This window comes from Streptomyces sp. NBC_01275 (assembly GCF_026340655.1).
GTDB lineage: Bacteria > Actinomycetota > Actinomycetes > Streptomycetales > Streptomycetaceae > Streptomyces.
Genome location: NZ_JAPEOZ010000001.1, coordinates 7,680,752 through 7,707,129 on the forward strand (window position 1 = coordinate 7,680,752; position 26,378 = coordinate 7,707,129).

The following is a 26,378-nucleotide window of genomic DNA, read 5'->3' on the forward strand; positions in this document are numbered from 1 at the left end:
CTGCTGGCCTGGCGCACGCAGCGGACCGTCTGGTCGTACAGCGGTCTGCTCGATCAGACGACCGATCCGGTGACCGGCGAACAGTACCTGACCGGGCTGGAGCGGCCCGGCGAGCCGCTGGGCGACTGGGTGCGCAGCCTGCCGACCGACTACCGCCCCCCGAACCCCGCCGACCGGCCGGAATGGTGGGAGCCGCTGTGGCGCACCCGCACCCTCGTCGACCCCGCCTACCAGCGGCACGGCCGGACCGCGTTCCAGCCCACCGAGGACAAGGTCGCCATAAGCCTCAGGCACTTCCGCAACTACAAGAGCATCACGACCAAGATGCACTGGAACCCGGCGACCTGGGAGTTCGTGGGCGCACCCGAGTGGGCCCCGCACGCCGACTACTACTTCTTCACCCACGGCAGGCCGCACGGGGTCAGGGTGCCGCTGTCCGACGGCAGGGGCATCCTGGTCCCCGGAAAAAGGTTCATCCCCGTGCTCCTCCGGCGGCGCAGCGTGCGGGACCTCATGGCGCTCAGCCAGGCCGAGACCGCCAGGGGCCTCCCGCGCCGCAGGCTGTACTACGGGCCCTGCTTCAGCGACGCCGGCTCCAGCCTGCCCACCGGATGGACCGACGCCGCCGCGCCCCCGCCGTTCACCCTCGACCCGCTGGAGGACATCCCCGACACACAGGTCCTGGCGAACAGGTCCGGCCTGGTCGTTGCCAACGGCGGCAACCGGACGAACGCCATCGCCACGACAGGTACGCAGGAGGACATAGCCCTGGCCTTCACCGACGTGCAGGACGCACAGGGCTGGGCACGGGATCGCCACCCGGAGCCGGAAGGGGCGGAGCTGGACGCCCGGGCCCGGACGGCGGGGCTGCACCAGGACCCCGGGCCGGTCTCCGACACCGACCGGTACGAGACGCTGCGGCTGGTGCGCGCCCTGCGCGAGGTCTTCGGGGACGACATCGACCTCCACCCCGGCTATCCGGCGCTGCTCGCGCTGGCCGGCCCGCTGGAACTGATGCGGCGGGCGGACCCCGTCCTGTCCCTGGCCGCCCCGCACTTCACCATGGACCTGCTGTACCGGGTCGCCGAGGTGCACAAGGCCGCATCGGGCGCCGCCCCCGGCCCGCTGACGGCCCAGGACATCGAGACGGCGCTGAGCGACGCGTCGCGTGCCTGGCACACCCGGGGCTCGACCCTCTCGGCGTTCGTGGTCCTGCCCGAGGTGCTGGCGGTCGCAGGGCGGATGGACCCGGCCGGTCCGGCGGACGACGACGTCCGTACGGTGCTGGGCCTCGACGCGTCGACCCGGGTGACCAGCGTCCACCGGTCCAAGTACTTCTGGGCGCAGGTCCAGACCGAGGAGGTGTACGAACGCCAGCCGGACAGGGACGCCTTCGAGGCCCGGATCCTGCACCGCCCGGCCCCCGCGCAACCGGACCCGGCGGGGTCCGCCGAGGCCCGGACGCTGGTGGCCATGGCCATCGCCACCGGGCACGACGCGGGCGACCTCGACACGCTGGCCGCCTTCTACTTCCAGGACAGCGGGTTCCTGGGCGACGGCAGTTTCATCCCCGAAACGGATCAGGCGTCGGGCGGACGGAACTTCACCGGTACGGAGTTCTCCCACGGGGTCGACACGACCATGGTCAGGACCTCGGCCACCGCCAGGACCCCGGCCCCGTGGAAGAGACGCTCGGGCCCCGTGCCGCTGGTCGTCACCGGGGAGGCCCTGGGCAACGGGCTGCTGCGGCTGCGCGATCCGGGCGACCCGGGCGGCCCGTCGTACACCGTGTCCGAGAACGAGCTCGTCCGCCTGCTCGCCCGCGACCCCGTGGTGTTCTCCCAGGATCTGAGCGTGCCGCTGCTGCTGGCGATCTCCGGGGTCGGCCTCCTCAACCCGGACCTGCCCGGCAAGCTGCTCAACGGGTTGGGCCGGCCGGTGGACTACACCGACGGCGACGTCACCTGGGACGGCCTCGGCGGCCCGGACCCGGCGGTCATCGACCTGACGGCACCGGGGGCCGGGCCCTGGCACCACCTCAGCCACCCGAACGCCCTGGTCCCGGCGAGCGCCACGCCGAGCCCGCCGCCGAGCCCCACGCCGGGCACGCGGCCGGGCACGCGGCCCGGCACCCCGGCCGGCGTCCCGACGGCTCCGGTCACGTTGTCCGCCGTGACCTCGCGGCCGACGGTGCTGCCGTCCGGCGGTGGGCGGGTGCTGGACACGGTTGGGCTGACGGCGCTGGTCGAGGGGGTGGTGGCGGCTGGGCGGGCGGGGGTGGCTGGCGGGGCGCCTGCGGCGGGCCTTCACCCCACCCCGCCCCTTCCCGAAAGCCCTCAAACGCCGGGCAGGCTGACTCTGTCAGCCTCGCCGGCGTTTGAGGCGCGGGGGTCCGGGGGCGGAGCCCCCGGTTTCGGGAAGGGGCGGGTAGGGGAACAGCCCGCCGCAGGCGCACCCACCCGCACCACCCCCACCCCCGCCCCACCCCTCCGCTGCCTCCCCCTGCTCCGCGCATTCCGCGACGCCCTGTTCCCGCAAGGCGTCCGCCCCGCCCGGAGCCTGGACGAGTCCGTCCTGCTCCAGGACCCGTCCGAAGCCGGCCTCGCCCCCGGCCCGGGCTGGCAGCCGGCCGGTTCCTGGACCCGCGTGCTGGACGCCGTACGCGCACAGGGCCCCGGCTCCGTCGCCCTGATCCTCGCCCGCCGCCCCGGCGGCCAGGAAGGACACGGCTGGGCCGCCTACCAGCCGCTGACCGCCGACGGCCGGGGCAGCGACACGCCCGTCTGGGTCGAACTCCAGGCACCCGACCGACAGCGGCCCTACACCCCGCCCGGCATCTCGGCGGCGGACGCCCGGTTCGTGGTCCTCGACGCCACCGGCCGGGTCGTCGAGGAACCACTGCCGCCGTTCACCCAGTCCTCCTCCACCGCCCACAGCGTCATCGACCTCAACCCGTCCGCCCGCCGGGACTACGGCGCCCTCGGCCTGGAGGCGGAGTCCCGCTACTTCCTGATGATCCCGCATACCCCCGGCACACTGCTGGCCACCACCCCCGGCCTCCAGGCGGTCACCGCCACCCGGCTGTTCTTCCAGGGGCCGGACGGCCACTGGTACCAGGACCGGAACCTGGCCCAGTCCCCGGAGCAGCCGGACCCGCCGCAGGCCGAATACCCCGTCGTGACCTTCGTACCCGATCCGGCGGAGGAGCTTCCCCCCGGGCAGCAGCAGGCCCTGCTGGCGCGGGCGTACGCGGCGCTCGCCGAAGCCGACCGGCAGCCCCAGGACTGGACGTTGACGGATATTCTCGCCTCCGCCGGCTGGCAGACCACACCGGCCGCCGAGGGCTTCGTCATCCTCACGGGCAGCACCGGACCCGTCCCCGGGGCAGCGCCCGAGTACCTGATCAAGACCCACTCCGAGCCGAAGCGGCTGCTGGCCTCCGCCCCCGGGATCCAGGCGGTCACGGACAACGCCCTCTTCCACCTGGGGGCCGACAACCGCTGGTACGCGGAGCGCCACCGGGCGGTGTCCGAGAACTGGCCGAACCCCCCGATGACCTTGAGCCCGGTCGTGGAGTTCGTGCTCGACCCGGCGAAAGTGCTGCCCGGTGAGCGGCGGCCCTCCCCCGAGGTCCTGCTGGCCCAACTGGCGCTCGGTCACGCGGCACTCGCCAGAGCCCACCAGGAGGACCGTCCCTGGTCGGTCGCCGAGATCTTCGCCTCCATCGGCTGGCGGACGGAGCCCGCCGCCGAAGGGCTCCTGCTGCCGCCGCACGTCACCGGAGCCGAGCACCTGTTGTTCCCGCAGGCCACGCTCGGCGTGCCGACGGTCGGTATGCGAGCACTCCAGGACTTCGCGATGAAGCGGCTCGTCAATCCCCGGCTCGTCCAGATCATGGGAGCCGGCCGGCTCTTCGGCGCGCGGATGGCCGCCGCCTTCGTACGGGACGTGACGGGCAACGCGGAGGTGGTCCCGGCCCATGTCCCGTTCCTCTCCGTGTTGGCGGACGTCGACGAGGTCTGGGGATACGGCTGGCTGCTGTTCGGACATGCGGGTGCGAGGCCGCTGGCGACGGTCCACGACCACGATCTGCTGAAGAACACGCTCCTCGGCGCGTCCCGGACGTTCCTGACGGGGGATCCCGACCGGCCCGACCGCCCCGGGGTACTGGAGTCCCTCCGTCCGCGCACCCGCGCGTTCCTCGACCGGGAACACGACCGGATCCGCGGCAACTTCGAGCAGTCCCTGCGGAACCTCGTCAACGAACACCAACGCATCCTGCACGGGGAGGCCATGGATCTGCGGGGCTTCCTCGACGTGCCCGGCCCCCTGCTGACCGTCGGCGAGTACCTCACGGCGGCGCTGCGCGGGCTGGACGCACTGCCCGGACTGCCGGAGATACGCGCGCGGCTGCCCCGGGAGGCGGAGCTGGCGGCCGAGGTCCATCTGAAGGCCACCGGCATGGAGGGCCACGGCCAGGTGGACACCGACCAGGGGCACCTGGCCGTGGAACTGATGCTGATGGAGATCCGGCAGGCCCTCACCGGGGCGAACCTGGCAACCCAGGAGAGTCTCCAGCACTCCGTCACGGAACTGACGGCGCTGGCGCGCGCCCTGTACGAGCGGGCGGTGCGGTTCCGGGAGCCGCTGACCGACGACGCCCTGCGCGACGCGGTCGGCCGGATCACCGGTCACCCCGTGGTGCGGGCCTTCGCACCGTTCCTGGCCATGGCCACCACCTGGTTGCTGCCCACCACCGGCGGGGACGCCCGGCCCCCCTTGACGCCGGTCCAGGCCCAGTCGGTCGCGGAGGCCCTGGCCCTGGCCGCACTCGGCTCCCCGCCGGCACCGGAGACCCGGGCCCGGCTGACCCGGCTGATACGGGTCGTCGTCAGCTCCGCCCGGGTGAGCGCCGACAAGCACCCGCAGGCACTCGACGAGGCGACGCGGGAGCGGGTGCTGAACCTGGCCAGGGACGCGGCGAAGGCGCTGCCGCTGCTCGGGCAGGCCGGCGGCTTCGTGTCCGAGGTGGAGCAGGACAGCGACCTGCCCGACGGCGGCGCGCACGACACCGATATGACGGACGCGCCGATCGTGCCGGACAGCGCGTTCTCCCACAGCTCGTCGGGTCCGTCCGACCCGAACGCCCTGAGCGAGATCATGGCCCGGGCGACCCTCGCCGGGGGGACGGCCGACGCGCGGGTGCCGGCCACCGCGGACTCGGGCAGCGCCCTCGACACCGACGTCCGCACGGTCCTGGACCGGCTCTGGTCCCAGGACCCGGAGCACGGCCAACGCCCCCTGGATGTCGCCGTGGTGGCTCGGCAGGTGCTGCATCTGCCCGCCGACACCGTGGTGGACGACGCCGTACGGGCCGAACTGACCGCCCTCGTAAGGGACGCCGAGGAGCAGGGCCGCGCCCGCAACCTCGCCGCGCTGGGCGCCCACCACTTCCGTACCACCGGAGATGAGACCACCGGCCGCCCGATCACGCTCGACGGCGCCGAGGGACCCGGCCGCAACTGGACCGACCTGCCCGACCTCGACCTCGACACCACCCGGATCGTGGACCCGCCCGGCGGACCCACCACCCCACCGACCAAGGCCCCCTGGAACGGCACCCCCCTGACCCTGGCCGCCTCCACCGGCGGCCAGGACCACGTCGACGTGCCCTGGCCCGGCGGCGGACACCGCCCCATGACCATGGCCGAAGTCGCCGAATACCTCCTCGTCGAACTCGAAAACCGGCCCGACATCACGGACATCCTGCTCGCCTGGCCCAACTCCGGCGACGGCGGACTCCTCCCCGTACGCCAGGCAGCACACCGACTCGGCAAGACCCTCTGGGTCAACAGCGGCCCCCTGGCACCACGCCCCGCACCGGCCGACACAGGCACAGGCACCACCGCCGGGCAGACCGGCCGCCTCGTCCTGACCTCCTACAGCGAACCCGGAAACCTGATCGGCGACTGGTTCCCCGTCCACCCCGACGATCTGCGCGACCCCGACCCGGACGACGTACCCGAGTGGTGGGAGGACCAGTGGTTGACCCGCACCATCGTCTCCACCACCCACCAGCAGACCGGCCGGGCCTCCTTCAAGCCGGACGAACCCAAACTGGAGGAGAGATACGACCACTACCGCCACCTGGGGTCCTTCATAGGCAGGTACGACTACAACCCCGTGACGGGCGAGGTGAGCGGCCCGGTGGGCCTCCCGCCGAACGCGAAGTTCTCCTGGTTCGCCCACGGCGCACCCGGCTACGCCAGGGTGCCGCTGAAGAACGGCAGCGTCATCAGCGTCCCCATGGAGGAGTACGCCGGAGCCATGCGCCGGCGGCCCAGCGTGCGCAGGCTCATCGAGCAGAGCGAAGCAGCCGCCGCCCGGGGCGAGCCCATCGAGGAGATCTTCAACGGCCTCTGCTTCAACGACGCCGCCTCCGACCTGCCCTACAGCCCCGACTGGAGCCACTCCGCCGCGCCCGCCCCGTTCGTCCTCGACCGGCTGGCGACCGTCACCGGGAGCCAGCACGCGGCGAACAAGACCCGCCTGGGCATGGACAACTACGGCGACCGGACCGGCTGGACCATGATCGGGAACGGCCGCCACCTTCACGCGCTGGAGACCGATGTGGAGGGCCGGCCTGGACGGAGGCAGAAGCGCTGGCCCGAGCCGCTGCCCGACGAACTCGCCGACCGGGCCCGCACCGCCGGGCTGCACACCGGCACCGGCCCGGTCTCCGACGAGGATCTGGACGCAGCGCTGCGCCTGGTCCGGGCGCTGCGCGAGGTCTTCGGGCAGAACGTCGACACCCTCAGCCACTATCCGTACCTGCTGGAGGCCATCGGCGCCGTGGAGCTGATGCGGCGCGCGGACCTCGACCTGTCCGCCGCCGCCCCGCACTTCACCATGGAGCTGCTGGAACGGGTCGTACGCGCCGACCAGGAACGCCAAGGCAGAAACGTGCCGTCCGCGCTGGATCAGGGGGACTTCGGGGACACCCTGAGCCGGGCCCTCACCGTCTGGCGAGCGGCGACGGCGGCATCGGATCCCGCGCTCGCCGCCGGTTTCGTCTCCCCGCCCCTGGTGCTCCGGGTCGCGGAGCAGTACGGCAACCCCGACGAGGACGACATCCGGGCGGTGTTGGGCCTGGACCGGAGCACCGTGCCCGAGGTCACGAGCCTCCACCGCTCGCAGTACTTCTGGACCCAGGTCCGAACCGAAGAGGTGTACGAACGCCAGCCGGACGTGCCCACCTTCGAGACCCGGCTCCTGCACCTCGAACAGCCCGACCCCCAGCAGTCCGCAGCCGCACGCCTGACGGTGGCCAAGGCCCTGGCCACCGGCCGCGACCCGTACAACGTCTACGCGCTCGCCGCCGCCCACCTGGAGTTCGAGGGCCTGCTCGGGGCGGACACCCTGATCACCGGCACCGGCACGGTGGGCGGCCGGAACCTCACCGGGTCGGACCTCGCCCGCCGGGTGAACCTGGACAAGTGGCTGGCGCCGTCCGCCACCCCCGAGGCCACGGACCCCGCCCTCGCGGACACGCCGTGGGGGTCGGCGCTGCTGGCCACCGCGGAGGCCCTGGGCAACGGGTGGCTGCGGATCCGGAAGCCGGGCGGGCCCTGGTACTACGTGCTGGAGGACGAGTACGTCGAACTGCTGGCCCGCGACCCCCGGATCTTCGGCACGCCGCTGCGCGTGCCGCTGGTGCTGGGGATACCTGAACTCGGCTGGTTCAACCCGGACCTGGCGCCCAAGCTGATGGTCAGGCTGGGCCGCGAGATCATCTCCACGGACGACCTGCTCGACCTGCACAGCGACGACCCGGACGACCCGGACGTCCCGTCCAGGATCGACACCACGCGGCGCGACGTCGCCCCGGTCTGGAACCGGCTGTCCCCCCGGGGCGGGGCGGGTCCGGGCGCGACCGGCGTTCCCCACGGGTCGTCGGGCGCGGTGGGGGTCAGTACGGGTGCGGTGTCGGCGGGGGCGCCTGCGGCGGGCCTTCACCCCACCCCGCCCCTTCCCGAAACCGGGGAACTTCGTCCCCCGGACCCCCTGGTACGCCCTTCGGGCGTGCCCTCAAACGCCGGGCAGGCTGAACTGTCAGTCCCGCCGCAGGCGCCCCCGCCTCCGCCCCCACCCGTACCCGCCATCACCGTCACCCCCCCGGCCGAGGACGGCACCCCCGCCACGCCCCCGGCCCGTACCGTGCCCGAAGCCCCCGGCAACCGGATCGACGAGGAGTTGGAGGCCCGCCGCCCGGCCCGGGTGGACCTCGGGATGCTGCCGCCGGGGGCCGGGCACGGGCCCAGTGTCTTCAGCGACGGGAGCCGGCTGCCCGGCTACCTGGACGGGCTGCTGCCGCTGCCCGTCGACCCGGTGGACGTGCTGCCGCTGACCGCCCTGACCGGAACCGGCACCGACGCGGAGGCCGTCACCGAGGCCGTCACCGAGACCCTCGCCGAGCTCGGCCCCGACCCCGACCCAGACCCCGAACCCGAACAGTTCGTCATCGGCTCGGAGAACGCCGTCCTGCGCGGCACCGAGCAGACGGCGGACACCATCCTCGCCCGGCTGGACGGGTCCCCGGACACCCGGCCCAACCAGCAGCCCGTACGGAAGCGCAGGCGCCGCCCCGGGGCGCCGGTCGGCACGCTGGACGAGCGGCTGCGCCAGGCGCTGAGGTCCGACCCCCGGCCCTTCTTCCAGCCCGAGGGCCACCGCTTCACGTACACCACCGAGTCGGGCCGGGTCCGCGTCCTGTACGTCAAGGCCCGCACATACGCGGACTGGGAGCGGTTCTCGGACGGCGAGAACGCGGCGGGCGCGACCAACGCGGTCAAGGTCGACAGCGCGCACCGCCTCGTCTCCACCACCGGCACCGCCGAGGTGGTCGCCGAGACGCGGCAGATCGGCCCCGGCATCCCGCTCGGCCCGCCGTCCTGGCCGGTCGCCCCGTTCGGCCGGGGCACCGGGCGGGTCGGCCGGCACCGGGGTGTCGTCTTCGTGGCCCACGACCAGGTGACGAGCCAGGCCGAGACGCGGCACGCCGACGGCTCCCATCTGCACCTGGACGACGTGTACTTCGACATCCGGGTCGCCGACAACGAGCACGAGATCCCGGCCCGCCCGGGTGTCCTCGGCACCCGTTGGTGGGCCCGGCCCGCGCTGGAGCGACTCGCCGAGTACACCTCCGGGTTCGGGGTGCGCAAGGGTCTCGGGCTGCGCCTGCCGGACAGCCTGACCAGCGAGTGGACCAAGCCCCCGCTGCGGGCCCCCGCCGAGATGCGGCTGGGGCCCGGCTCGGACTACCGCCTCGTCCGCACCGAGGGCTTCGCCTCCGTCGAGCACGTCCACGCCTGGGCGGTGGGCCGGCTCGGCGTCGTGCCGGAATCCACCGCGCACACCGCGCTCGACAAGCTCTTCACCCCGGAGTCCATGAAGCGGATGTCGGAGCGGCTGAGCAGGTCGATGGTGGTGAGCGAGCCGCTGCACACCGACGACAGGCACCGCACCCCGCTGGGCGCCTTCACCATCCGGGTCGAGCCCGGCAGGGCCGTACCCGCCAAGGAGAGCGACCGGGCCGCCATCTGGAACATCGGCCAGACGACGATCAAGAACGAGCGCAAGCAGACCAAGGCGTGGTTCAAGGAGGTGGCCTTTGCCGGCGGCCCCTCGATCACCGCCAACCCGCTGGCCTGGCTCGGCGACATCTTCGGCTGGGAGTCGGCCCGGCTGCGGGCCCAGTTCGGCCCCACCGCCCGTTACGGGCACACCTCGGGGCGCACCACGATGACCGGCGGCTCGGCCGCCGACAAGTCGATGGGCGCCGCGAAGGAGGTGCCCACCGTCGAGTACAAGGTCGAGAAGATCGTCTACGTGCAGAAGACGGGTGACCCCGAGCCGACACGGTTCGTGACGTGGAGCCTGGACCGGATGACGGTCACCGAGGCGCGGCGGCTGGCCGGTTGGGACGACGGGACCGCCCTGCGCGGGGCGAGCGGCGCGGAGCCGTACGCCCCGGCCTTCCTGACCCAGGACAACCCGCAGACGCTCGGGGGGAGCCGGGTGGAGCAGTTCCTTCACGCGGACGGGCGGTACACCAACCCGGTGCCGGTGCCGGTGCCGGTGCCGGTGCCGGTGGCGGTGGCGGTGGCGGAGACGGGGCCCGTCACCGACGTGCCTGCGACCGACGTGCCCGTCACCGACCCGCCTGCCATCGACCCGCCCGTCACCGACCCCGCCGACCCCGACGCGCCCAACCCGGCCAACCCGGCCAACCTCGACGTCCTGTTCCCCACCGACCCGCCCGCCCCTGCCCCTGCCCCCGCCCGGGAAGTCACCTTCCTGGACGCCGCCACCGACCAGGTCCTCACCACGCTGGCCGCCAAGTACCCGACCATGGTGGCCCGGTTCACCGACCTCGGCGACCCGAAGAAATTCCGCAGCATCTCCGTCTACAACGCCGTCCTCCAGAACACCACCACCGTCATCAACGCCCTCACACACCACACCCTGGCCGGCAACCTCAAGGAGGCCGTCCCGCTGGGCCTCGACCTGGCCCTGCTGGAGCCGGGCCGGATCACCCACACGTACCGCCGCATCCGGCTGGACGTGGAACTGACCGGCCGCCGCTACGAGGGCACCCAGAACGACCTCGGCCTCACCCACACCGTCATCGGCACCAGCAGGGCGGACGGCTCCCGGCAGGCGACCCAGACCGCCGAGGCCGGCTTCGAGTTCACCCTCTCCTCCCGCAACACGGCCACCGACAGCGAGGGCCGCCCGGCCAACGCGGTCACCACGCAGGCCGGTTTCCAGGCGGGGAGGACGCGCCAGGACAACACCGCGTACGGGATGACCGCCTCGTACGAGACCGAGCACGCGCGCCCGGCGCCCTCGCACCTCTTCTCCTACGACCTGCGGCTGACCGTCAGCTCCAACGGCTACTGGCGGTTCCGGGGGCTCCTCCGGGGCATCACGTTCGGCGTGCTGGGCACCGAACTCTTCGGGTTCTGGCCGCAGCCCCCCGTGGACCTGATCGGCGGCACGGCCGGCGACCCGATCACCGGACGGGTGCTGCTCAGCGTCGCCGACGCCGAGATCCCGGACAAGGACCCGCACGCCGAGGGAGCAGTCAACCCGTACCGGCCCACCGGACCGGCCGAGACCACCGTGCTGGACCCGGCCAGGGCCCGGCGGCTCACCACCGGCCTGCTCACCGACGAGGACCGGGAGGCGGGGCCGGGGCCCACCGACCCGGACCGGTCCCCGGGCCGGCTGCACGGCCAGCCCCACGAGACCCTCGCCGTGCTGCCCACCGGGGGCACCCCCGGCCTCCCGGACCTGGTGCTGCGGGACGCCTCCAAGGGCTTCGGCGACCGGCTGCTGCGCCGCGAGAACCCCAAGGGCGCCTGGCAGTTGACCCAGCCGGGGGCGCCCGCCCACGAAGCCTCCGTACGGCCCCACCGGCCGCAGTACCTGGCCGCCGAGTTCGACCAGGCCTCGGGCCCGATGGGCTCCCGGGTGACCGGCCTGTGGGGCAAGGGCCCGTACGTCGACTGGCTGGCGACCGTCGTCCACCAGGTGCGGGTCACCCGGCTGCGCGCACTGGGCCGACCGGTGCCGGTGGCGACCACCACCGTGGTCAAGTCGTCGACGCAGGCCGGGGGTTCGTCGATCAGAACGCACTTCAAGCAGGTCGGCGGAACCTTCCTGTACGGCCACTCGCACCCCGAGGCGAGCGTGGGTACCTACGGCTTCGTGCTGCGGCCCTGGAAGCGCGCCCGGGGCCGGGCCGTCACCACCACCCGCTCGGTCACCTCGGGCCTGGGCCTGGTGATCGGCGGCATGCACGTCCTGACGTCCGGCGACGCCGCGCACGAAGTCGCCGCGTCGGTACGGACCACGGGCCTGCTGCGGTCGCTCGGCCGCTATATGCCGGGCGTGCCCTACGGCACCGCCGGCCGAAGGCAGTCGGTGCCGGGCGGCTGGCTGGGCTACCTGCCCGAGCGCGTCGCGCACCGGCTGGGCCTGCTCAACGACCAGCTGGGCCCCGGACCCGAGTACGACCGCCGCCCGTGGCGCCAGCACGACTGGTTCCGGGCACGGCCGTTCGCCGCGTATCCGGTCAACACCCTCGACGCGTCGAAGGTGTTGGCGAACATCGACAAGCAACTCCGGAACCTGGGCATCGACGACCCGGGCCGGGAGAGCGTCCAGCACCTGCTGTCGGGCCGGATCACCCGGGCGCTGCGCCGCGAACTCGGGGGCTCCGGCGCCTCCGTGCCGGTCCGCGTCGGCGGCCCCGGCTGGCGCACCATCCGGATCGGGGGCCGCTCGGTGCGGGTCCGCGCGGAGCTCGTACCGGACGAGGGCGGCCAGGAGTTCGTCGGCCTGTGGCCGGGCACCGAGACCGAGGACGGCCGGGTCGCCACCACCGTCCTCACCACCGGCGTCAGCCAGAACCGGGGCAGCGACATCGGCACCCTCATCACCGAGAACGTCCACACCGGGAACGCGATCGCGCCGGCGGCCGGGCCGTCGTTCCAGGAGACCGGCTCGACGCGGCAGCAGGTGTCCGCGGAGCAGTCCGCGACGCACGCGAAGAACTGGCGGGCCGTCTCGAAGGGGCCGCACGCGGAGTTCCGGACGCGGTACCGGTTGCGGGTGACGCTGGAGGTGGGGACGAAGCGGGGGGAGGCGCCTGCGGGGCCGGTGCGGGCGGGGGCGCCTGCGGCGGGCCTTCACCCCACCCCGCCCCTTCCCGAAACCGGGGGACTTCGTCCCCCGGACCCCCCAGTACGCCCTACGGGCGTGCCCTCAAACGCCGGGCAGGCTGAAACGCCGAACCCCCGCCACCGCCTCCTCGTCGACGAGGAGATCGGCTCGATCACCGACCTCGTCCCGGTGAGCCTGATCCGCCCCGGCACCCTGCCGAGCACGGACACTGCCCCCGGCACGGGCGACACCGGCACGGACACGACCCCCGGCACGGGCACGGAGACCGGCACGGGCGACACCGGCACGAACACCGGCCCCGGCACGGACACGGACCCGGCCCCCGACCCCCTGCGCCCCCCGGAACCCACCCTCCCCGCCCCCCGCCTCACCGTCCTCACCGGTGAAGCCAACCCCCTGCGAGCCCAGGACCCCGCCGCCGCCCTCACCGCCTGGGCCGCCGTCCCCCACCCGGACGGCACCACCCGCCCCTTCCAGATACCGGCGAACGGCATCCTCGTCCGCGACGTCGTCGGCGACGACCGCGTCCGCGCCGCCTCCACCGTCGCGCTCGGCAAGGCGTACGACAACCGGCTGGCCGGCGCGGACGGCGAGCTGACCGGCGACGAGCTGGGCCAGGCGCTCGTCCAGGCCATGCGCACCCCGCTCACCGCCGAGGGCACCGCCTCCGCCCAGGCGCTGGAGGACGCGTCGGGGCCGGGCCCGCTCAGCGCGTTCTTCCACGAGACCTCCCCCGCGTGGGGCGGCTACCGTATCGACGGCCTCACCGAGAACACCTTCACCGACCACGCCTCCTCCGCCGTCGCCCTCTACACCCGCCCCGACCTCACCGCGGCCACCCTGCTCGCGGTCGCCGACGACACGGGCCTCGAGGCGCCCGAGCAGTTCGTGTACAGCACGGCCTCCGACGGCTCGCAGGGCACCACCCAGAACACCCTCATCGGCGGCACGCCCATCCTGCGGTCGGACGCCATCGGCGCGGCCAACCCGGTCGTCAACGGCACCGGAGCCGACACCGCCGACGACGACGGCCAGGCGGTGGGCCAGGAGACCGCGTACCAGGAGAACATCAAGCCGGCGCGGAGCCGGGCCTTCCTCTTCGCCGTCCCGACCACCTGGCTGGCCGTCGCCGAGGTGGACCGGCAGTTCAAGGACGGCAAGGCCCCGACCTGGCTCCGGAACAACCTGGGCGGCACCCTCGGCCGCAAGCCCGAGGCGGGCGCCGTCGAGGCCGAGACCCTGGTCGTCGCGTGGATCCGCGAGGACATGGCCCGGAACCTCGGTCTGATCACCGACACCAACTTCCCCACCCGGGTCGGCGAGGCCTGGGACGAGGTCACGAAGGCGGCCACCACGTGGACGGAGGCGGACGCGGAGTACCTGGCGCTGCGCCGCGAGATCCCCGAGCTGCGGGAGACCGCCGAACGGGCGGTCGCCACCATGGCGGTGGCCCGCAGGAGGCGCAGGGACGCGCAGCGGGCGCTGGGCACGGAGTACACCGCGGCGGAACGCGCGTACGACCTGGCGGTGCGGGCCGCCGAAGCGGCGACGCCCGTGGAGGTGCCCGCCGCCGGCACCGTCACGGACCCTCCCGGCGGGTTCGCCGACCGGCTCCGGGCCGCCGCCGACCTGGTCACCCGGGCCCGTACGGAGCTCGGGGAGGCGCTGCTCCTCGAACTCCTCGTCACCTCCCCCGCCCCGGAGGGCGAGGACGGCCCGCTCGCCAAGGGCTTCGCCGACGCCGTCACCGCCGCCGAGGCCCGGGTCGACCGGGCCCGGAAGCAGCTGGTCCTGGCGACCGAGGCGATCACCACCGTACGGCGGAACGAGCTCGCCCGGCTGCTCGTCCCGGCCGACCGGGCGCGCGCGGATCGGCGGGCAGCCGCCGACCAACGGATGCGCGAGGCCAAGGAGTCGGCCGACACGGCGGCCCGGGCGATGGCCACGGCCGCGTCGGCCCTGGCGACCCGGCTCCAGAAGACGGCGGCGCAGCGGGAGCGGGCCGAGACGGCGGCCGACGAGTTCCACCGGGTGCGGGGGGAGACGGACCGGCTGACGCGCTGGCACCAGCTCCCGGCGGACACGGGCACGGGCACGGATGCGGATACGGGTACGGGCACCACGACCGGCACGGGCACGGGCACGGGCACCACGCCGGGCACCGGCACGGACACCACCGCCCCCGCCCCCGCCGTGACCGGTACGGACACCACCCCGGCCACGACCGGCACGGACACCGTCACCACCGCCCCCGCCGTGACCCGGGCCGGGCTGCCCGAACCCACGGTCACCCCGCATGTCGCGCCGACCCCCGACCCCGACACCGAGGCCGAGGCCCCCCGGGAACCGGTCTACAGCCGTGTCACCATCGACGTCGGCGACACCACCCGCCCCCTCGGCCTGACCGGCCCCGACGGCCGGACCCACCGCCTCATCGACGTCCACCGGGACGGCAACGGCTTCTTCCACGCCCTGGCCGAGGCCCGTGGCTACGGGGAGACCGCCAAGGAGCTGCGCGAGGCCGTCGCCACCGAACTCGACGGGGTCCCCGACGACTCGCCGCTCCTCAAACGCGTCACCCCGGACCGGCCCGACACCTTCACCGCCGAGGAACTCGCCGCCGCAGGGCTCGACCTGGGCACCGACACCCCGCAGCGCCGCGAGTTCGACGCCCTGGGCGTCATCCCCGACTCGGCCGGCGACGCCCCCGAACGCACGCACCAGCCGCTGAGCCCCGCGCTGCGCAAGGCGCTGGCCGTCGCCCAGCTCCTCCGCCCGGCCGACGCCGAACGCGACCTGGGCTGGGACCACGGTGCGGCGGACCTGTGGCCCACGCTGGCGGCCCGGCTCCCCGTACCCGGCAACCCGGGCATCCGGATCGTGACGGAGGACGGACTCCACCACGACCACGGCCCCGACCCGGACCAGCACCTCACCGCCGTCCCCCAGGTCGTCCTGCACCTGGCCGACAGCCATTACCAGGCGGTGCACCCCGTCCCGGAGCCCGAGGGCACGCCCGTCACACCGGCCCCGGCGACCCCGCCCGCGGAACCGGCCGAGCGGGGGCCGCTGCCGGCCCACACCCGACGGCCGTGGCTGCGGCCGGAGTCGACCGACACCGCACAGGACACGGCAGAGAGCACTGCAGAGGACACTGCTTCCGACAGCACCGCGCCCGCACCCGCACCCGTCTTCGACTCCGCCTCCGACCCGGCCCGGCTCACCGACCCCGACGGCCACACCTACCGGCTCGACGCGCCACCCGTGGACGGAAACCGCTTCTACGCCGCCGTGGCCATGGCCATGAACGGGGCCGGGCTGCGGAGGCCCGACAACAGCGAGTACGCGCCCGAGGACCTGTCCCGGCCGTCCGACCGGCCGCTGCCCGACACGGCGCTGCTCGACCCCCGGGCCACCTTCAGCGCCGAGGAGCTGACGGAGGCCGGGATCGTGCTCACCGCTGCCGAGCGGCGGAGGTTCGAGCGCAGCGGCGGCCGGCTGCCCCTGCCCCTGACCCTGACCCGGGAGCACCAGGAGGCCCTCGTCCGGGCCCAGTTGGTCGCGGCCCGGCGGTGGGACGCTCCCACCGCCCTGCTCGCGGCGGAACGCCTCGCCCAGGATGCGGAGCTCCATCTGACCCTGGTGCACGAGAACGGCACGATCGACACGTTCGGTACGGCGCGCGGTACGGGCGCCGACACGGAGAACGCCGTGACGGTGTACGAGCGCGGCGACGAGTTCCTCGCGGCGCTGCCCGAGGGCACCCGCAACCCCAAGGGCCCGTACAACCACCGCACCACCCCGGCCCCGACCCCGACCTCGACCCCGGCGGTCCTGCCGACGCCGCCCCCGGACGACACCCCGACCCCGGCCCCGGCCCCGGCACCAGCCCCGACCCCGGCCCCGGCACCAGCCGAGAACCCGTACGACGGCGACTCGGACGACACCGACCTGTACGACGACGACCGGCGCACCTACGACCGGCGCGACGCCGCCCCGTCCTACGGAGCGCTGCACGACAGCGACCCGTACACCCCCGCCTTCGCCGAGTTCGACGGCCTGCCCCGCCCGCGCGCCCTGTCCGACCCGGAGTCCGCTCCCGAGGTGCTGGACCGTGTCGGGCTGAAGGCGCTGGTGGACGACCTGGCGCTGGTGGTGCCGCCGGAAGGTGCGCCGGTGAGCCGGTGCCTGACGCTGCTGGGCAAGTTCCGGGACGCGCTGCTCCAGGGCCAGTGGGGCCGGATGGCCGTGCGGCACGCCTTCACGGCGGGCCGCCGCTCGGTGGACGACTCGGCGCTGCACATGGCCGGCGCGGCGTCCGGCCTGGTGGCGGGCCCCGGATGGGACCGGGTGGGCTCGTGGGACGCGGTGGCGGACGCGCTGCGGGACGTGGAGCGTGCGGGGCCGGGGTCGGTGGCGCTGGTGCTGGCGCGGCGGCCCGGGTCGGTGTCGGCGGAGCCGGGGCGGCGGCCGGAGGACGGGCTGGGGCACGCGTTCGCGGCGTACCACCTGCCGGACGGCGTGGTGTGGGTGGACGTGTCGCGGGACAAGGACCACCGGGTGCTGTCGGAGCCGCCGGAGATGACCCTGTTCGACGCGCGGGCGATGGTGATCGACCCGTCCGGGCAGGTGGTGACGGACCTGCTGCCGCCGTTCGCGGAGTCGTCGTCGACGGCGCACGCGCTGCTGGACGGGGCGGTGCGCGACGCGTACGCGGGCGTCGGCACCGGGGTCAAGTACCGCCATCCGACGCAGATCGAGGTCTCCGAGGGGCTGTTGCGGAGCCTCGGCACCCCGCCGGGGGAGCAGCCCGATCTGCGGAGGGCGGTGCTGGCGCGAGGGCCCGGGGTCAAGGTCGTCCTGGGCGAGGCGACGTTCCACTTCGACCCCGCCACCGGCGGGCTCGTCGACATCGCCTCGCCGTCGCTCGCGGGGTCGGGGTTCACGGAGGTCAGTTCGTACGTCCCGGAGGTCGTCGTCGATCCGGCGGCCTCGGTCCCGGGCGAGCCGCGGCAGTCCCTGGTGGAGGCGGAGGTCCGGCGGGGGCAGGTCCGTGACCGGCTGGCGCGCACGGTCGGGGAGGGCGCGACCTCGCTGGAGGACCTGCTGAGCGGTCTCCCGGACTGGGAGGTCACCGAGGCCGGCAAGGCGGCCACCGTCCATCCCCCCGCCCTGGACTACGACAACCTCTCCGCCACGCGTTTCTCGTCGGGGACCCCCGCGGTGGGCCGCGCGCTGGTCCTGAGCCAGGCCGTCGACGGGTCGCCGCACACGGACCTGCTTCCCCTGTTCATGGCGGGGAGGGAGTTCGGGGAGCGGGCCGTCGGCGAGTTCGTGGGCGCCATGAACCTCGGGCGCGGCGCGGTTCCGTCGGAACTCGTCCCGTTCCTGTCCGCCGTCCCCGATGTGGACGAGCTCTGGGGATACACCTGGACGGTGTTCAACCGGATCGGCGCCAAGCCGGTCAACGCCGCGCTCGCGCTGGCGCCCGAGAACTGGGTGCCGATCAGCAGCATGCAGCCGACGGCACCCCGGTCCGCGCTCGACGCCGTCAGGCGGGCGCTGAGGCCCGGCGAGCACGGCTCGCGGGCCTTCCTCGGCGCCAACCACGACAGGCTCAGCGCCATCGCCGAGGAGGTGCTGACAGATGTACTGGCGCGTCTGGCCCAGCTCCACCGGCCGGGCGGGGCCGTCTCGTACCCGTTCGTCGACGACACGGTCGGCGACGATCCGACCCCGCGTGCGCAGCTGACCGCCGCGCTGACGGGGCACACTTCCGAGGGGAATCGGATCGGCCCGTACGAGTCGATCGGCGTCCCGGAACTCCCGGGCCTGGACACCGGCGGCGGGCGGCTGGCGGTCCCACTGATCGTGGACGTGCTGCCGGCGAACACGCTCGACGGCACGAGAATCACCGAGGACCGGATCAAGCAGTCCGGCCAGGAGTTGGCGGATCTCGGCGAGGGGCTGTACGCGCGGGCGGTGGCGACCAGGGTGCCGCTGTCGCCCGAGGTGCTGCGCCGGTCGGTGGAGCGGATTCTGGCCGATCCGCTGGTCCAGCGGTTCGCCGGTCTCCTGGCGATGGCCGTCACCGGCGTGCCGCAGGTGGGTGATGCTCCACCCCTGCGGCTGCTGAACCTGGCGGACCAGCTGAAACTGGCCACGACGCTGGGCCGTCACGCCCTGGGGCACACCCGGTGGTCGACCGACCCCGATCCGGCGTACCGGCGGCTGGAGGCCCTGGTGCAGCGGGCGGACGAGCTGCTGGTGAACGGGTCCGTGCCGCTCGGTGCCGACCGCACGAGCTTCCAGCAGGCCGTCGAGAACGCGCGGCGGGGGCTGCGGCTCCTGCATACGGCACCGACGCCGGCGCCGGACGTGATCGAGTGGAAGCCCGAGATCGCGGCTCTGGACGAGTCCATGGTCCCGGTGGACCGGTTGTGGCACGTCACCCACCGGAATGCGGCGGACGAGCCGGTGGGGGTGTCGTCGCGGCGCGACGGGGAGTGGGTCGGGTCGTCGGGGACCTACGGCCTGCTGCCGGAGGTGACGCACCTCAGGGAGAAGCAGTGGGAGCCGTCGCCCGACGGCTCGGAGATGTCCGCGGTGGAGACCTACCGGAAGGCGCCGTTCGACCAGGTGTTCCTGGTGGGTCTGGACGGGGACGGGACCTCGGCGGAGCTGCGGCCCCGGAACCAGGACGATCCGAGCGTGGCGTTCCGCTACGAGGGGGTGGTGGAGTACCTCTTCGCGCAGGTTCCGGCGCTGACGGCGGCGCCGCGTGACACGCACGTGGTGGTGCTGGGCGCGGACGTGGCGGGCCCGCACGCGTACGGCCGCGATCCGCTGGAGTGGCCGATCGCCGCCTGGGTGCTGGCCGAGAGGTGGGACCGGTGGTCGTGGGCGTCCGCCACGGGCATGGAGATCACGTTCGGCTCGCGTGTCGAGGAGCTGACGGACGAGGAGGTGGACGAGCACGGTGAGCGGCGGCCGGTGCCGACGACCTCCCTTCGGCTGACGGACTTCGACTCGCTGGCCGGCGCCCGTCCGCTGCCGACGTCGGCACAGTTGGCCGAGTGGGCCGAGCGGCTGACCGGTGACCGGCAACAGGCGGACGCCGTCAAGCGGTGGTGGTGGGCGGTCCGGCTGGTGTACGGGCCGATGCTGGAGGACGACAAGCCGGCGTTCGAGGCCCTGTTGCGGGGCTTCCAGGCGCTGGACCAGCGGCGGAAGGCCCTCCAGCCCGATGCGCCGCTGCCCCTGCTGACCTGGGATCGTCTGCGGGCCCTGGTCGACGCGCACTTCGGTCGGCTCGGGCAGGACACGCCACCGTTGTGGGAAGCGCTGCCGGAAGTGCTGGTGGCGGCCGCGGATGAGGTCGGTACGCCCCTGGACCTGCCGGGCCCCTTCGATCTGACGCCCCGGTATGTCGCCGTGCGGGCATGGGATTCGGCTCCGGCGCCCGTGGTGGCGGGTCAGGCGCCTGCCGCCGACGAACCGGGGGGTTCGCCGATGGTCCTGGCGGCGGACGACGACGCCGCGCCGGCGTTCCAGGTGCCGCCCGTACCCGCGTATCCCGAGCTGCCCGCGCCCGGCGGCGAGGACGCCGTCGACCCCACCGGAGCCGCTCCCGCCGACGACCTCCCCGACGACCTCGCCATCGACCTCGCCGACGCCTGGGACGAGCACACGCAGGCCTGGTCCACGCTCGCCGAGGCTGCGGCCGTGGAGCAGGCCGAAGGCGACACCATGCTGTTGGACGACTCCTGGGGCGGGGTCAAGTGGGCGCGTACGGAGCTGGAGAACACCGAGGCACGACTGTGGGCCCTGGGCGTTCCGCTGGACACCCTGGCGGCGGCGCGGGGTGTCGACGAGGCCGACGGGGCGGCCGAGGTGCCGACCGTACCGAGGGACGCCGACCAGCGTCTGTGGATCGCGCGGGAGCTGACCGAGGCGGACCTGCCGCCCGGTCAGCCGCTGCCGGCCCCCGAGCCGGTGATGCGCGACGACGAGCAGCTGTCGGAGCAGGGGTTGTCGCCGCTGGACCTGACCCGCGTGCTGATGACACGGTCCGGCGCCTGGACGGACGCGCTGAACGCGGCGGCGGCGAACGCGGCGCGGCGGCTGTGGGAATCGGCGTACGACGCCTTCCGGGGCGCGGCGCCCGCCCGTGCCGTGGAGACCGACCTCACCCGGGCCTGGACCACCGCCGTTTTCCTGGTGCTTCCCCGGGAGCCGCACGCGGTGCTGGCCGACTCCCGGTACGCCGGGAGCGACTTCCACCACGCAGTGCGCCGGGTCGCCGATCACCTTTTGGCGGGCGGACCGGACCCGGAGACCTCGCTGCGGTCGGCAGCGGGTCTCGCCGACGACCTCCGGCTCGGGCTGGGCCTCCGGGAGCGCTGGAACGTGCCCGCCACCGGGGCCGACGCGCCCGTTGCGCCGACCCCGGAGGCGACCGGGCTCGTCGGCGACTACGCGGCCCTGGGTCGGGCCCTGGGTCTGGACCTGGAGCTGGACGCCGCCCTGCGTCGGGACGCGGAGGAGGACCCGGGCCTGGACCTGAGGGTGCCTCTGGAGCTGTACCCGGAGCTGGCGGACCTGGACCTGGACCCGGATCCGGACCTGGACATGGCGGACCTGAACCTGGACCCGGACCTGGACATGGCGGACCTGAACCTGGACCCGGATCCGGCGGACCTGGCCCCGGACCCGGAGCCGGACATGGCCCCCCCGGCCTCGGACCTGAGCCCGGACGCGTTCGGGTCCCCCGGCGGCACGCCGGTCGACCCGCCACCGGCCGACCCACTTCCGGTGCGGCGGCTGATCGCGGTGCAGTTCATGCACGGAGACAGAAGGGAGCCGCTCCTGACGGCGAAGAACGACCTCGATGCCTTGGCGTTCGAGGTGGCGTCGGCCGGTCTGCGGGGTGCGCTGCCGAGGACTCTTGCCATCGGGTACGGCGCCAACGGATTCGACGAGGAGCGTGCGAGGCGCGTAACCGATCTGTTCACCGGCTTTCTGGGCGGTGCGCTGACCACTCTTCAGCAGGGTTTCGCCGACGATGTGTCACGGCTGCGCGCGGCGGACTTCACGATCGACGCGTCTCCGGGTGGCCCGAGCCCCTCCCCCGAGGTGGCCGGACTCGTGCCGCCGGAGGAGTCGGAGCCGCAGGGGGCGGTCGAGGTCATCTTCTCCGCGGATGCGGAGCCGCATCCGGTTCCGCGAAGGGCTGTGCCGCTTCGGGCTCTGCCGGCGCTGACCCCTGTGTCGTTGGTCGGCAACCGGGGACTGCCCCGGAAGAGGGACAGCACCCTCAAAGAGCTGGCGTTCGGGCTGGCGTTGGCCGGTCTGCGGAACCGGAAGGCGAAGGTCTCGCTGCCGCCGGCCGACATCACCGGGTACGGCACCGCAAAGGTTCACGGTGATGGTGGCAGGACGCGTGCGGAGCGCGTGTCCAAGGAGTTCAAGCGCCTTCTGGGCGATGCGCTGGACACTCTTCAGCAGGGTTTCGCCGACGATGTGCCACCGCTGCGCCCGGAGCACTTCACGATCTCCGAGCGGCCGGGGGGAGAGTGGCCCTCCATGGAGGCCGCCGCGCGTGCCGGCGTACCGCTCGCGACGTTGATAGACCAGGCGACGGTCGGGATCACCCTCGCCCCGGACGCGGCGGCGGTGGCGACGCTGGATGTACTGCGCGGGAGTGTCCGGGAGCTGCGTGACGGTCCGTTCGACCTGGACGCGGTGGCCCGTCGTGTTCTGCGGCTGCCGGAGGGCACGCCGGTGGACGAGGCCGCGCGGAGGAAGCTGCTGGAACTGGTGGGGGATGCCGAGGCGGCCGGGCCTGTGGAAAGTCTGGCGGCCTTGGAGGCGGCCTCGGCAGCGGCTGCCGAAAGGCTTCCCGGGGGCGGTACGGAGGCCCAGGCCGTCGGCACCCTGCCGCTGTCCGGTCCCGATGAGGTGGGCGCGGGCATGGACCTGCCGGACATGGACCCGGAAGACCCGGATTCGGACTCGGACCTGGACTCGGGCCTGGACTCGGACCCGGACCCGGACCCGGACTCGGACCCGGGCATGGACATGGACCTGGACCTGGACCTGGCGGACCTGGACCTGGACCCGGACCCGGCGGATCCGGACTCGGACCCGGACCCGGACCCGGACTCGGACCCGGACTCGGACCCGGACTCGGACTCGGACCCGGACTCGGACTCGGACTCGGACTCGGACTCGGACTCGGACCTGGCCCCGGCCCCCCCGGGCCCGGACGCGTCCGGCTCTCCCGGCGGCTCGCCCGCCGCCCCGCTTCCGGCGCGGCGGCTGATCGCCGTGAAGTTCCAGAGAGTGCGGGAAGTCCGCGGGTTGCTGCTGGACCGGTCGAAGAGCGACCTCAAGGAGTTGGCGTTCGAGGTGGCGGCGGCCGGTCTGCGGGGGCAGCAGCCGGCGGTCCGTATCACCGGCTATGGCAAGAACCGTGCTGACACGGAGCGCACGACGAGTGTGTTCGAGGAATTCACCGGCCATCTGGCCGAGGCGCTGGACACGCTTCAGCAGGCTCTGGCCGGGAACGCGCCACGGCTGACCGTGGCGGACTTCGCGATCTCCCGGAATGCGGGGGAGAACAACCCGCCCCGCGCCGATGTCGAACTGCTCCGCATGGCGCGTAAGACGCTGGCGCAGTCGGCGACGGTCGAGGTCACCCTCTCCCCGGATCCGGCACCGGTCGATGCGCGCCTGCCCGGGTCGCTTCGGGCGCTGCCGGCGCTGATGCTGGCGAGGATCTCCCGTCTGCGCCTGACGGATGAAGCGAGAAGTGACCTTGCGAGTCCGGCTTTCGCGGTGGCGTTGGCCGGTCTGCGGAACCAGAAGGCGAAGGTCTCGCTGCCGACGATCGACATCACCGGTTACGGCACGGCTGCTGTGGGTGGTCCGGCGCGTGCGGCGAGTGTGTTCGAGGAATTCACCGCCCGTCTGACCACTGCGCTGAGGACTCTCCAGCGGGCTCTGCCCGAGGACGCGCCACGGCTGAACGTGGCCGACTTCGGGATCTTCCAGAAGGCGGGTGGCAGACACCCGTCCACTGCCGTGGCCGGATCGCTCCGTATGTCGCCCAAGCAGCTCTCGATGCACGCGACGGTCGGGATCACCCTCGCCAGGGACGCGGCGGCGGTGGCGACGCTGGATGTGCTGCGCCGGGATGACGAGGTACTGCGTGGCGGCCCGTTCGATCTGGACGCGGTGGCCCGTCGTGTTCTGGGTCTGCCGGAGGACGCGCTGGTCGACGCGGACGTACGGGACAAGCTGTTCAGGCTGGTACGGACTGCCGAAGCGGCCGGGCCCGTGGAAAGTCTGGCGGCCTTGGAGGCATCCGCGGCAGAGGAGGCGGGGGCGGAGGAAACGGTGGCGGAGACGTCGCCGGGAACCGGTGGGGCACCCTTGCCCAGGATCCTGCCCAAGCTCAGCAAGGCACAAGGCCAGGCCGCCGAACTCCTCGCCAAGGGGCTCGACAACAAGGCGATCGCCAAGGCAATGGGCATCAAGGTCAGTACCGCCAACACTCATATCTCGAAGGTGTACGAGAAATGGGACATCCATGGAAGTCGGACGGCCAGGAGCCAGGAAGTCGCCCTCCTGCTGGAGAGCCTGGATGGACGCCCCCGTTCGGGGAAAGCGGCGGCGAACTCCGGGAGGACATACTCGCCCGCAGACCTGTCCAAACTCAGCGATGCTGAATTGCGGGTCGCCGAACTCGCCGCCGCGGGACTGTCGAACAAGCAAATAAAAGATGAACTCGGCATAGAGATCAAGACCATCTCGAACCACCTCTGGAGCGCGTACGTCAAGTTGGACATCAACTCCCGCGAGGAACTCGCCTTCTTCTTCGACACCCCGGAGGGACGTCCGGAGAGTTCCGCACCGGAGGGTGCGTCCGGGGCTGGGGCGATGGAGTGGGAGCCCGTGGAGACACCGGTGGCGGGGCCGTCGTCGGAGCGGCCGGTGACGCCGGGGCCGTCGATGCCCGGTCCGGAGGAGTCCGACCCGGAGGAGTCCGGGTCGGAGGAGTCCGACCCGGAGGAGTCCGGCCCGGAGGACGCTGCCGCGAGTCCGGCGTTCACCGCGCCGGTCGATCCGCCGACGGCCGCCCCGCTCCCGGCGCGTCGGCGGCTGGTCGCGGCGCAGTTCAGGCGGGACTACAAGACGATGTTCCCGAAGGCGCAGAGGGACCTCAAGGAGTTGGCGTTCGAGGTGGCGGCGGCCGGTCTTCGAGGTGCGCGGCCGGAGGTCCGTATCACCTCTTACGGCTACAGCAGCAGTGGTATGCGGCGTGCGCAGTCCACGTCCGACGTGTTCGCCGGCTATCTGGACGATGTGCTGACCACTTTTCAGCAGTGGCTGCCCGAGGACGTGCCGAGGCTGCACGCGGCGGACTTCATGATCCCCCCGGGGTGGAGTGGTCTCCGGCCCTCCACCGAACTCACCGATGTGCCACCCGCGGTGTCGGCACGGCAGGTGACGGTCGAGGTCGCCTTCCCCCCGGAAGCGGCGGCGGATCCGGTTGATCCGCGAAGGGCCGGGCCGCTTCGGGCGCTGTCGGGGCTGACCGGTGTGGAGTTCGACCCCGTCACGGACCGCGTGTCCGGGGAGGGACAGAACAGCCTTGAGGCAAAGGCGTTCGAGACGGCGTTGACCGGTCTGCGGAACTGGAACGCGAGGGTCGCACTCCCGACGATCCACATCACCGGGTACGGCGGCACAAAGCACGGCCATGACATGAGTCTGCTGCGTACGGAGCGTGCCACCGGGGCTTTCATCCGCCGTCTGGACGACGCGCTGAATACTCTTCAGCAGGGTCTCCCCGAGGATGCGCCGCGGCTGCGCGCGGAGAACTTCACCGTCCATGCGGAGCCGGGTGGTGACCGCCCGTCCGATGCCGCGGTCGCGCTCGCCGGTGTGCCGTACGAGGAGCTGATGCGGGGGGCTACGGTCGGCTTCACCCTCACCCCGGAAGCGGCGGCGGTGGCGAGGCTGGATGTGCTGCGCGCGCGCGACGTCGAGCTGCGTGGTGGTCCGTTCGACCTGGCCGCGGTGGCCCGTCGTGTTCTGCGTCTGACGGACGGCACACCGATGGACGACGCCGCGCGGGGGATGCTCTTCGGGCTGGTGCGGGATGCCGGAGCGGCCGGGTGGGCGGGAAGTCCCACGGCCTGGGAGGCAGCTGTCGAATGGCTGCACGGGGGCGCGGCGGAAGACGATGCCGTGGCCGCCTTGTCACTGTCCGGTCCCGATCAGGTGGGTGCGGCGGAGCGGTCGCGGATGTTCGGGGCGCGGGCCAGGGCCGAGGAGGTCCTGGAGGCGGCCGGGGCGGACGAGGACGCGTTCGTCAGCCGACTGCTCCGTATGGATCCGGGGATCGAGCCCGACTGGATGAGCCGCGAACAGGCACTGAAGCTGCTGACCCGGGCGATCCTGGTGGGGCGGGAGGTGTCCGGCCCGGGTGCGGCGGTCGTGTACGACCTGGAGGCGCGCGGAGCCTACGGGACCACTGCCGTGCACACGGTCCAGGACGGAGTCCCGGGGCGCGGACGTGACTTCGTGGGCGACCAGCCCCCGCTGGTGGATCTGGCACG

Annotated in this window: 1 protein-coding gene (cut by both window edges); it reads left to right on the forward strand. The window is 73.4% G+C overall.

The whole window is internal to a lonely Cys domain-containing protein gene (locus OG562_RS33825; protein ID WP_266404792.1) on the forward strand: the coding sequence, 44,418 nt in all, runs 13,353 nt past the left edge and 4,687 nt past the right edge, and what appears here is coding positions 13,354-39,731 (codon 4,452, complete, through codon 13,244, partial); the first complete codon in view begins at position 1. The start codon and the stop codon both lie outside this window.